Raw genomic sequence first — 11,179 nt, 5'->3', positions numbered from 1 at the left:
AAGCCCGCCGCCGCTGCACCCATGAAGTCGGCTTCTGGCGGTCGTATGAGCGTTGCCGAAATGATGGCGGCTGCTCGTGCGGGTGGTGGTGGAGCGCCGGCTCCTGCTGCTGCGGCTCCTGTCGAGAAAAAGGCTGCTCCGGCCGCTAAGCCGGCTGCCAAACCAGCTGCCGCCGAAAAGGTTGAAGCGGCGGCTCCCGTGGAGCGCGACTCCGCGAGTATTCTGACTGCGGCCCGCAAGGGTGGTAAGGCTGGCCCGATGTCGAAGGCCGAAGCGGCCGCGAAGGAAAAGTCGGATCCGACGGCCAAGGAAAAGCCAAAGGTCTTTGTGCCCCCCATGCCGGAAAAGCCGGCTTATGCACTACCGAAGCCAGTGGTCAAGGAAAAGCCGACCAAGGCCGAGGTCGACGAATCGCGCCGTAACTTTTTGAACATCGGCTTTTGGTCGTTGGGAATCGTCGGCTTCTTGTGGACGATGGCCTCGCTCAAGTTTTTGTTCCCCAACGTCCGTCGCGAACCGCCGAGCAAATTTAAGGTGGGCTTCCCCGACGCGTTTCCGCCCGGCCAAGTGCAAACCAAGTTCATTCCGCAGTTCGGTGTGTGGGTCGCCAATGCTGAGTTCAATGGCGTGCAGCAAATTTACGCCCTCAAGGCCGTCTGCACGCACTTGGGTTGCACGCCGAACTGGTTGGAGGCGGAGCAAAAGTTCAAATGCCCTTGCCACGGTAGTGGCTTTTATAAGGACGGCATCAATTTCGAAGGCCCCGCGCCGCGGCCGCTGGAACGCTATGCGATCCGCATCGCCGACGACGGTCAGATCGAAATCGACAAGAGCCGCACGTTCCAAGAAGAAATGGGACAGTGGGATGATGCCTCGTCCTTCATTCCCGTTTAGTTTTTAGCAAAGCACCAAACCCTAAGCCAGCCATGCCAAGTCTCGGCGATACCATACGCGAATCTCAGATCTGGAAGAGTGTCTTTCGTCATCCGATGCCGGTCGACCGCCGGAATCGTATCGTCGTGATGCTGACGAACTTCTTCCTGCACTTGCATCCCGTTTCGATCAAGAAGCAGGGGATCGCGTTGTCTTATACGTGGTGCATGGGTGGGGTGACTTTCTTCCTGTTTTTGGTGGAAACGGTCACCGGCGTGCTACTGATGTTCTATTACCGCCCGACGGTGGAGTGGGCGTACACCGATATTCAGATGCTCCGCGACGTGCATTCGCTGGGCATCTTGCGAGAAGTTCATCGGTGGGGTGCCCACGCGATGGTGATTACGGTGTGGCTGCACATGTACCGTGTGTTTCTCACGGGAAGTTACAAGCCGCCGCGGGAATTCAATTGGGTGGTCGGCGTGTTTTTATTGCTGCTGACTCTGTTGTTGTCGTTCACCGGTTACTTGCTGCCGTGGGATCAATTGGCCGTCTGGGCGATCACGGTGGGTTCCAACATGGCCCGTGCGACTCCTTTCCTGGGGCATGAAGGTCCCGGTCAGCAGTTGCTGACGCTCGGTGGAGTGGACATGATTACGAACGCCTCGGACGCGCGATTTGCGCTGCTGGGTGCGCGCGAAGTGGGTGAAGAAACGCTCAACCGATTTTATATTTTGCACTGCATTGCGATTCCGCTCGGAGTGGCGCTGTTATTGGCGATCCACTTTTGGCGGGTAAGAAAAGACGGCGGCATTAGCGGACCGTTGTAATAGATAAGACGCCGGAGGTCGGAGGTCAGGCAGCGAAGCTTGATCTGACCTTTGGCCCCCGAACCCTGACCCCTATTTGCTATGCACGGACTGTCAGAAGCTCAATTTCAGAATATGGTGGCCTCATTCTTGGGGCCCTATTACATCGCGCTGGCGATTATGAATGGGCTGGCTGCGCTCTATCTGTGGCGGTCGAACCAAGTGAAAACTTGGTGGTCGTTCCCCTTGCCGGGTGGCAAGGCTCTGGCGATTACGAATGCCTTGATCTGGCTGGTGGTGGCATTGGTCTTCGCCGTGTTGGCCGGTATTGCGGGAAGCGGAAATACGTCGCTCGTTTCGCTGCCCGAATCGTTCCGTGATGTGATCGATCAAAGCACCGGCCCGGTGATTTACAGCGTCGGCACGACCGTGATGCTGGTGATTCTGTTCATCTTCCGGGCGTTCTTTGTGAAGCCCGTCGTGGCTTGGGCGATTTGGAATTTGATGTGGTTGTTCCTCGGGTTGTCGATGACCGACCCCGATTTTTATGACATCGTCGCCAAGCCCGACAATGTGCCGATCGTGATGTTGGTGTTCTTGTTGGCCTTCTTCACTTGGTTGGCGACTTTTCGCGCCGTGGAGAATGACAAACGGATTCGCAACGGCGAGCCCGTGTTGGAAAAGCTGGACGACGAGAAAATCTTGGTGTGGCCCGATTTGGTTTACACCGAATTGATCTGCATGATCGCGTTGACGGCGTTTCTGATCTTTTGGGCGATTTTGCTGCCTGCTCCGCTCGAAGAAGCGGCCAGCAGTGTGAAGACGCCCAACCCCTCGAAAGCCCCTTGGTACTTCTTGGGTCTGCAAGAAATGCTCGTATATTACGACCCCTGGATGGCGGGCGTGGTGCTGCCGAGCATGATCGTTGCCGGTTTGATGGCCATTCCTTACATCGACTTCAATAAGAAGGGGAACGGTTACTACACGATCGAAGAACGGCCGTTTAGCTATATCGTTTTCCAGTTTGGGTTTCTGGAAATGTGGATCACGTTGATCGTGCTGGGCACGTTGCTGCGTGGTCCGAACTGGAACTTCTTTGGGCCCTACGAGCATTGGAGCCCATATAAAGTAGAAGCGCTCAATAACGTGAATCTGTCGGAATACTTCTGGCAAAGGATGTTGGGAATGAGTTTGCCGGGGGCGCTCAACTTTGCCGATTTCCCGTCCTACTTGCAGCCACCGACTTGGCTGGCCGATTTCCTGAATCCGTTTTTGCAGTTCTTCAGCTTGTTGTTTGGCCGTGAGTTGCCGGGCACGCTGTTGGTGCTGGGTTACTTTATCGCGCTGCCGCCGATCATGGCGCTGACGATCTTCCGTAAGTTTTATCAGCGGATGGGCTTCATTCGTTTCATGGTGATGGCAAATTTGTTGCTGTTCATGGCCTCGCTCCCCATCAAGATGGTGTTGCGCTGGGTGTTCAACTTGAAATACCTGATTTCCATCCCCGAGTTTTTCTTCAATTTTTAAGAGAGTCGCTAGACGCAAGTTACTGGGCGCTAGCAAAGACATAACACGAAAATAACTAGCGCCTAGCGCCCAACGACTTATAACTGCTAACTATGCCCGCAAGCGAACAAACCTGGCGCGATCAAAAAGTGATGCATATCGTCTTCGGTGCTACTGCACTGGTGATGGTGATTGCCACGCTGTGGTTGTTGGCCAAGGACCACAATCGCGAATGGAAAAAGACCCAGTTGACCAATCGCCGCAAGGCGGCCTGGGTCGTTCAAGCGCGCCACGATTCGATGGCCGATCAGTTCTCGGGCAAGATGGATACATACGACGCCGATATACGTCGCGCGAGTAGCGAACCAGTCGATCCCTCGAAGATTGATGAGTTCAAAAAGCTCGTTGAAGCCGAGAGCGACCGTTTGAAAGAGCCGGCTCCGAATTGGGCCAAGCTCGACGCTGCCGTGACGGATGTGAATGAAGCAGCCACGGTCGCCGCGGAAGTTCGTGAAAAAGTTCAAATGGTCGGCGAAGACGAGAATCCTGTCACCGACGACGACCTGATTGCCGCCGAAGAAAAGACGGCCAAGGAACGGGTCGATGTTTTCAATATCTTGGACGACTACATTTCCGAAGCCCGCCGTCGTGAAAAGCAGATTGCAGGTCAGCGGAAGTTCGTAGCCGCGGATCGCACCGCGACCTTAAGCCAGTTGGGCTTGATGGTGGGTGAAGGAGCGAGTGAGAAGCGCAAGGCCGAGGTCCAAGAAAAGATTACCGGGTATTCCAATAAGATTAGCGAGTTGACAGAATCTCTCGCGGCGGCGAATAACTATCGCACAAGCTTGGACGGCATTCGGGCCGACATCGATGCAACGCGTGCGAATCTCGATAAAGATCGCGGCGTGATGCAGACCGAACTTAAGCGTTTGGCCGATCAAGCCAGCGCCATGCAGCCCACGGGGGCGAGTCGCTTGGGGGAATGGATCACACGTTGGCCGATTCTCAACGCGCTTTATTCGGGCAATGTCCGGATCGATCAGATCTGGCTGCCGGATTTGACGATCAACTACAACTTCTCGCAAGCCGCGCGGTTTGATCGCTGCAAAACGTGCCATCAAGACATTTCCACGACCGCACCGGGAACGGCCACGGATCCCGCGTTCCCCTCGCTTCCCGAAGAGCAACGCAACCTGACGTTGAAGCTGGCCACGCCCGATGAGGCTCCGAAAGAGAGTAATCTTCCACAAGAAGAGCAAGTTCGCCAGATCTACGGTTTGGTGATGTCGAATGACTCGCTCGTGGGCAGCGAAACTCAAGCGATCGTGCATTATGTGCTTCCCGGAACTCCGGCCGCCGCGGCAGGATTGGAATCGGGCGACATCATCCAAGCGATTGACGGCATCGACAGCTACGACAAAGAGACGGTTGAAAACTATTTGCTGACGTTGGCCCAATGGGGCACGCCGGTTGAATTACGAGTGCGTCGTGGTTTGGATCATCCCTACACGTCGCATCCACGGCTCGATTTGTTCCTGACCGACTCCAGCCCGCACCCCGAGAAGGTGTTTGGCTGTACGGTTTGTCACGATGGCCAAGGGAGCGGTACTTCGTTCGCCTGGACTTCGCACACGCCTGACAATGCCGATCAACAAGCGGAATGGATTCGCGACTTCGGCTGGTTTGACAATCATCACTGGATTTTTCCGATGAAGCCAGCGCGCTTCGTTGAGAGCAATTGCTTGAAGTGCCATTACAGCAAGGGCGAGCTCGAACCAAGTGAGCGCTTCCCTGATCCCCCCGCGCCGAAGCTGGTGCAGGGTTGGACATTGGTTGAAGATTACGGCTGCTTTGGTTGCCACGAAATCAATGGCTTTGATGGACCGACGCGACGACTCGGGCCCGACATGCGGTTGGAGCCCAACTACAGCGAAGTCGCGCTCCAAACTCTGCGTGACACAAGCCTCAACGATCAAGAGCGCCAGTTAGCGCAAGAGTTGGTCCTCTCGCCGGATAACAAGAGCATTCGCGAGCAATTGTTCACCGCTTTGAAAGCCGATGCCAAATTGGCTTCGTCGTCAGAAACTCGGGCTGAAGCTCGGTTGTTGGAGACGACCCACAAGTTGGCCGACGGCTTGAAGGACGTCGAAGTTCCTGGCACCTACCGCAAAGTGGGCCCGAGCTTGCGCTTCTTGAAGTCGAAGGTGGAATACGACTGGCTGTACAGCTGGATTAAGCTGCCCAAGGACTTCCGCCCCTCGACGAAAATGCCGCAGTTCTTTGGACTGTGGGAACACTTGGAAACTGACCCCGCGGAGTTGGCAGTCAGCAAGAAATACGAAGGGGTCGAAATTCGGGCCTTGTCGGAATTTTTGCTCGCCAATAGTTCGGACTTCCAGTATCTCACCCCGCCCGGCGACGTGACCGAAGAAGCTTCGGCCGAGCGCGGCAAGTGGCTGTTTGAATCACGCGGTTGTTTGGCTTGCCATACTCACAACGAATTCCCGGGCATTGCTGCCAATCAAGGGCCGGACCTCTCGCGTGTGAGTGCGAAGTTCAGCAACGAAAAGGGCGCATTGTGGCTCTATAGCTGGATCAAGCAGCCGAACCGTTATCACGTGCGGACGAAGATGCCCGAGTTGTATCTCGATCCGATTGCGGAAAAGGATGCCAACAACCAGCCGACCGGCAAGGTGACCGACCCGGCGGCGGATATCTCGGCGTTCTTGTTGGATCAAGTTGTCGATTGGCAGCCGAAGGATATTCCTGCTCGCGGCTGGGAAGGCCAAGAGCGTGAAGCCTTGGCAGATCTTGCCGTGGAATGGCTCACCAGCGATGCGATTCCCACGAAGCGGGCTCGTGAGTTTGTGACCAAGGGTATTCCCGATTCACTCGAGCCGAAGCTCAAGGCTGACGAAAAGCTGTTGCTCAAGAAGAATTTCACCAACCCGACCGAACAGTTGCAGAACTTCGTGGCGCGGCGGACGATCAGCAAGTATGGCTGCTTTGGCTGCCACGATATTCCTGGCTTTGAAGATGCTAAGCCGATTGGTACTGGTCTGGCCGATTGGGGTCGCAAGGACAGCTCGAAGCTGGCGTTTGAAAACATTCATTCGTTCCTCGCGGGCCCGGGCAATCCGAAAAAACATGACACGGAGACTCATGCAGCGGCGGATACTGCAGATACTCACGCTGAGGCACCAGTGAAATCAGGTGATCCTGCGGCGGATGCGGCTCATGCGTCGACGGACAGCCATGCTGAAGAAGGGCATGCGGGTGGACATGGCCATCTCGATCCGGCTGACTTCGTGAATGACGGAATTAGCTACTATCTACAATCATTGGTGAGCCATTCGCGTGATGGATTCATTTGGCAGAAACTGCGGGCACCGCGGAGCTACGACTACAAGACGACGAAGAATAAGACCTACAACGAACGACTGCGGATGCCGAAGTTCCCATTCAACGAAGAAGAACGCGAAGCGGTGATTACGTTTGTGCTGGGCTTGGTGAGCGAGCCGCCTGCGGACAAGTTTGTTTATCATCCGAACGATCGTCAAAAGGCGATCGTCGAAGGCAAGGCCGTGTTGGAAACCTTCAACTGTGCCGGCTGCCATACGATGCGGATGGAAATGTGGGATGTGGCCTTCCACGATGGTGATTTTGAATCGCCGGTGGACGTGGTCGACTTCCCGTTCCTCGAGCACAAGTTCTCCGAACAGGAAGTTGCCGAATCGTTGGTTCTCGATCCGCGCGGTCGTTTGCACTCGCGGTTGGTGGGTCAGCCGGTGATGAACGAAGAAACGGGCGAGCCACTGAAGGTCGATATCGACGGCTTGCCGATTGAGCCGGACGACATGGAGTCCGATCCGTATTACCGATTTACTTTGTGGCGGGACACGTTGATCGACGGCGAAGCTTGGTTCATGGGGATTCAAGATCCCATGGTGCCGGGAAGTCGGACCGATTACGGCCCTGCGGAAGGCGCTGCGTTCCCGGCTTGGGGTGGCGATTTAGCTCGCTACTTGTTCCCGAAGGTGATCGCCCATGCCAAGCAAGCGAATCCTCAAGTGAAGGGTGCCGAAGCTTGGGGTTGGTTGCCGCCGCCGTTGATGATGGAAGGTGAAAAGGTCCAGACGGGTTGGCTGCACGCCTTCTTGATGGACCCGATCGCGATCCGCCCGGCGGTCGTGATGAGAATGCCGAACTTCCATATGTCGAGCGACGAAGCGGCCAAGTTGGTCGACTACTTCGCTGCGGCGTCGAACGCACCGTTCCCCTACGAGTACAACAAGCAGCAACGGCAAAGCTATCTTGCTTCGCAAGAGAAAGAACGTCCCGAGCGGTTTGCCGAGGCGATGAACATCGTGGTCGACGGCAACTATTGCGTGAAGTGCCATGCTGTGGAAGACTTCCAGCCGCAAGGGGACCCGACGACGTTTGGCCCGAATTTGGCGAACGTGCATCCTCGCTTGCGGCCTGAGTATGTACGCGATTGGGTTGCGAATCCCAAGCGGATTCTGCCTTACACGGGCATGCCGGTGAACATTCCTTATAATCCGGATGCACCCTATTTGGGTGGCGTCGCGCAAAAGCTGTTTGAGGGCACAAGCCTTGAGCAGCTCAGCGGATTGGTCGACTTATTGATGAATTTCGATTTGTATGCGAAACGGAAAACCCAGGTATCGCCTTTGGTGGAAGCAGCCGCAGCGGCCAGCGCTCCAGCACAGGCAACTCCTCCTGAATCCGGCGAAACTGGCGGTGAATAGCTTTCGTGCGAATACGGGTAGAGTAATAGGAGAAATGATGATGAACACGATCACACGATTCATGTTAGTCGCGGCTGCCGTTTGCAGCCTTACGGGACAAGTCATCGCAGCGGACTGGGGCTCCTTGAAGGGGAAGTTCGTGGTGGATGGTTCGGTTGGCGAGCCGGTGAAGATCAACGTCACGAAAGATCCAGAAACTTGCGGCAACCACAATCTCGTCGATGAATCTGTCGTGGTGGGCGACGGCGGAGCTTTGGAGAACGCGGTGGTGTTTCTTTACAGCCGCAAGCCTGTGGACGTGCATCCCGATTTTGCCGAAGGTGCCAAGGACCCCGTTGTGCTTGATAACAAAGTCTGCCGTTTCGAACCCCACGTGCTCGCCGTTCGGACAGGGCAGCCCGTGCAAATCGCCAACAGCGATCCGATCGGCCATAACACGAATGCGGCCTTAGCTGTGAACCCTGCCTTCAATCAAATGATCACGACTGGAACTCCCGTGAGTTTGACTTTAGCCAAAGCAGAACCGATTCCCGCTCCGGTGGCCTGCAACATTCATCCTTGGATGAAGGGCTATGTTGTTGTGCGGGAAGATCCCTACGTGGCGATTTCCAACGACAAGGGAGAGTTCGAGATCAAGAACATTCCCGTCGGCACGCACGAGTTTGTCTTTTGGCACGAAGCGAAAGGCAACATGAAGAATATGGCCTTGAAGGCAGGTAAGACTGATCGTCGTGGGCGGAGTAAATTGAAAATTACCGCGGGTGAGACGCTCGACTTGGGCGAAATCAAAGTCCCCGCGGCGGCTGTTGGTAAGTAAGCGACGAGCAAGCAAAACAAGAACTAAGAACATGATTCTTTCATTCACACGCAACCTCATGAATTCACGGCAAAACAGTTTGTTGTTGCTGTTGGGGCTGATGGTGTTGGCTGGCTGCAACCGACGTGAAGAGCTCGGTCCGGTGGGTAATTTGGCTGCCGCCGAAAAAATTCGCGAGTCGTTTTCCACTGGTGAAGCTGGTGGCGGAGGGGCTGCGGTCGCGACGGGCACCGGCTGGGCCACGCTGAAGGGCAAGTTTGTTTTCGACGGCACACCGCCAGAGATGCAGCCCTACAACGTGAACAAGGATATGGCCGCCTGCACGATCGACGGCAAAGCACCGTTGCAGCAGACGCTGCTGGTGGATGATGCTACGAAAGGCATCGCCAACGTGGCGGTCTTTGTTCGCAGCGCTTCGCGTGTTCACGACTCGATGAAGGGTGGTGAAGGGGAAGCCGTCTTCGATCAAAAGGTGTGCGTTTTTCTCTCGCATGTGTTCCCACTGCGATTGGGAACAACGATGCTGATTAAGAACAGCGATCCCGTGGGCCATAACACGAACATCGAAGGTAAGAACAGTTTCAATCAAACGATCCCGGCGGACGCAACGATCCCCTTCAAGCCACAGAAGGAAGAGGCCGTGCCGGTCAGCGTGCGGTGCAGCATCCATCCGTGGATGTTGGCGTACTTCTTGCCGCGCGAGAATGGCTATGTGGCCGTCACGGCTGAGGATGGCACGTTTGAGATTCCTAATTTGCCCGCGGGCGAAGACTTGGAATTTCAAGTCTGGCACGAAAGTGCGGTGGGACCGGGCAAATCGCTCGTGTTGACCACTCCCGAAGCCAAAGAGTTGAAGTGGTCGAACAAGGGACGGTTCAAGATCAAATTGGCCGAGGATGAGGTGAAGGACGTGAGTCTCACGGTGCCAGCGGCGGCGTTTGGCGGATAAGCATGATTAACCACGAAAAACACAAAAGACACGAAATGAATAGGGGCGTCTGTTACCATTTGATGGGGTGTTTGTCGCTCATCGCAGTGCTGGCGGGGTGCGATACTCCGAGTGCGCCACAGTTCCATTTGAACATGGTGCAAATGGTGTCCGACGCCACGCCGACGCCGCCAGAATATCAACAGCAAATTGCCGACGTGCTCGAAGCGATGTTCGGCACGCCGGACAAGCCCTTTGTGATGCCCGAATCGGGCCTCGACGGCCGTAAACTGAAAATGGCAGCGGGACCTGCTTGGTCCGATGAAAAGGGTGCTAAGTTTGGCCTCTATCGTCAACACTGCGTGCATTGCCACGGCATCAGCGGCGATGGCCGTGGTCCCACGGCGTTGTTCTTGAATCCTTATCCGCGTGACTACCGTCAAGGTGTGTTTAAGTTCAAGTCGACCTACACGGCCGCGCGGCCGACGATGGAAGATCTGCACCGCATCATGGTCAACGGTATTCCGGGAACTGCCATGCCTTCGTTCTCGCTGCTGCCTGAGGCCGAGATTGAGGCTTTGATCGAATACGTGAAGTATTTGGCGATTCGCGGGCAGATGGAAACGGCGCTCACGAATTATGCCTTCAATGATTTGGGCGAAGAAGACGTCATTGATGAAAAAACAGGCGAGCCGGTGCTTGATGAGGATGGCGAACCACAAACGCGGCTCATCGCACTGAATCCCGCAGAGGATGCTGAGCAGCGTACGACAGTCATGGATATGCTCACCGAGATCGTCGACGATTGGAATGCCGCCAACGAGCAGATCATTGTTCCTGCCGAGGACTCGATTCCCCAGGATAATCGTTCGCCGGAAGAAATTGCCGCTTCGGTGGCTAAGGGACGCGAATTGTTTTTCGGTGTGCGAGCCAACTGCGTGAAGTGTCATGGCCCCACGGCCTTGGGTGACGGTCAGCAGGACGACTTCGACAACTGGAACAAGGCCCACCATTTGTTCCTCGAATCGGTTGCCAAAGGGACGGACGAAGAACTGGCCGATGAGCGTGCCGAAGTGGCCGCGACGTTGTTCCCCGTGCGGAACGCAATTCCTCGTAACTTGCGGTTCGGAGTGTATCGCGGTGGTAATCGCCGGATCGATATTTTCTGGCGTATTTTTGCTGGCATCGCGGGAACGCCGATGCCGGGTAGCGGACCCGCAAGTGCCGGAGCGCAAGGCACGCTGACCGAAGAAGAGATGTGGAACATCGTCGACTATGTGCTGTCGTTGCCGTATGAGATGCCGAGTCGTCCGCTGTATGCGTTGCCGGTGAACGTCGAGTCGGTGAAGTAAGTAAATTTATCAACCACGGAGACGTGGAGAACTGTCATCCTGAGAGAGCCTCAGCGACCGAAGGATCTGGCTAACACTGTTATCACGAATTGATAGCGTGTGCTGACTGAAGCCAGATTCCTCTC

General features: G+C 55.6%; 7 protein-coding genes. All 7 read left to right on the top strand.

The genetic code is table 11. The annotated features are described in order from the left end of the window. The coding region (locus AC6T8Q_RS03220; RefSeq protein ID WP_500677708.1) for a QcrA and Rieske domain-containing protein at positions 1-894 on the top strand (894 nt) is incomplete at its 5' end. A 32-nt stretch (positions 895-926) separates the two neighbouring features. Beyond that, positions 927-1,703 carry a cytochrome b N-terminal domain-containing protein gene (locus AC6T8Q_RS03215; protein ID WP_500677707.1) on the top strand — a complete coding sequence of 259 codons (777 nt, stop codon included), beginning with the start codon at positions 927-929 and terminating at the stop codon, positions 1,701-1,703. A gap of 81 nt (positions 1,704-1,784) precedes the next feature. Continuing rightward, the gene (locus AC6T8Q_RS03210; RefSeq protein ID WP_500677706.1) at positions 1,785-3,209 is read left to right on the top strand and encodes a hypothetical protein; all 1,425 of its coding nucleotides are present in this window, start codon (positions 1,785-1,787) and stop codon (positions 3,207-3,209) included. A gap of 92 nt (positions 3,210-3,301) precedes the next feature. Next, positions 3,302-7,957 (top strand): PDZ domain-containing protein, encoded by a 4,656-nt coding sequence (locus AC6T8Q_RS03205; protein WP_500677705.1) that lies wholly within the window; start codon positions 3,302-3,304, stop codon positions 7,955-7,957. 40 nt (positions 7,958-7,997) lie between these two features. Continuing rightward, on the top strand, positions 7,998-8,774 hold the full coding sequence (locus AC6T8Q_RS03200) for a cupredoxin domain-containing protein (protein WP_500677704.1): 777 nt from the start codon (positions 7,998-8,000) through the stop codon (positions 8,772-8,774). A 58-nt stretch (positions 8,775-8,832) separates the two neighbouring features. After that, positions 8,833-9,723 (top strand): cupredoxin domain-containing protein, encoded by an 891-nt coding sequence (locus tag AC6T8Q_RS03195; protein WP_500677703.1) that lies wholly within the window; start codon positions 8,833-8,835, stop codon positions 9,721-9,723. Between the two features lie 35 nt (positions 9,724-9,758). After that, positions 9,759-11,054, top strand: a complete 1,296-nt coding sequence (locus AC6T8Q_RS03190) for a cytochrome c (RefSeq protein ID WP_500677702.1) — start codon at positions 9,759-9,761, stop codon at positions 11,052-11,054. Positions 11,055-11,179: the final 125 nt, after the last annotated feature.

The organism is Bythopirellula sp., from assembly GCF_041737835.1.
Classification (GTDB): Bacteria; Planctomycetota; Planctomycetia; order Pirellulales; family Lacipirellulaceae; genus Bythopirellula.
Note: the sequence above shows the minus strand (reverse complement) of the source record. Positions and strands in the feature narration are given on the sequence as shown.

Coding starts and splice junctions, on each gene's coding strand:
- AC6T8Q_RS03215 (WP_500677707.1), top strand. CDS start 927: ATGCCAAGTCTCGGCGATACCATACGCGAATCTCAGATCTGGAAGAGT.
- AC6T8Q_RS03195 (WP_500677703.1), top strand. CDS start 8,833: ATGAATTCACGGCAAAACAGTTTGTTGTTGCTGTTGGGGCTGATGGTG.
- AC6T8Q_RS03210 (WP_500677706.1), top strand. CDS start 1,785: ATGCACGGACTGTCAGAAGCTCAATTTCAGAATATGGTGGCCTCATTC.
- AC6T8Q_RS03190 (WP_500677702.1), top strand. CDS start 9,759: ATGAATAGGGGCGTCTGTTACCATTTGATGGGGTGTTTGTCGCTCATC.
- AC6T8Q_RS03200 (WP_500677704.1), top strand. CDS start 7,998: ATGAACACGATCACACGATTCATGTTAGTCGCGGCTGCCGTTTGCAGC.
- AC6T8Q_RS03205 (WP_500677705.1), top strand. CDS start 3,302: ATGCCCGCAAGCGAACAAACCTGGCGCGATCAAAAAGTGATGCATATC.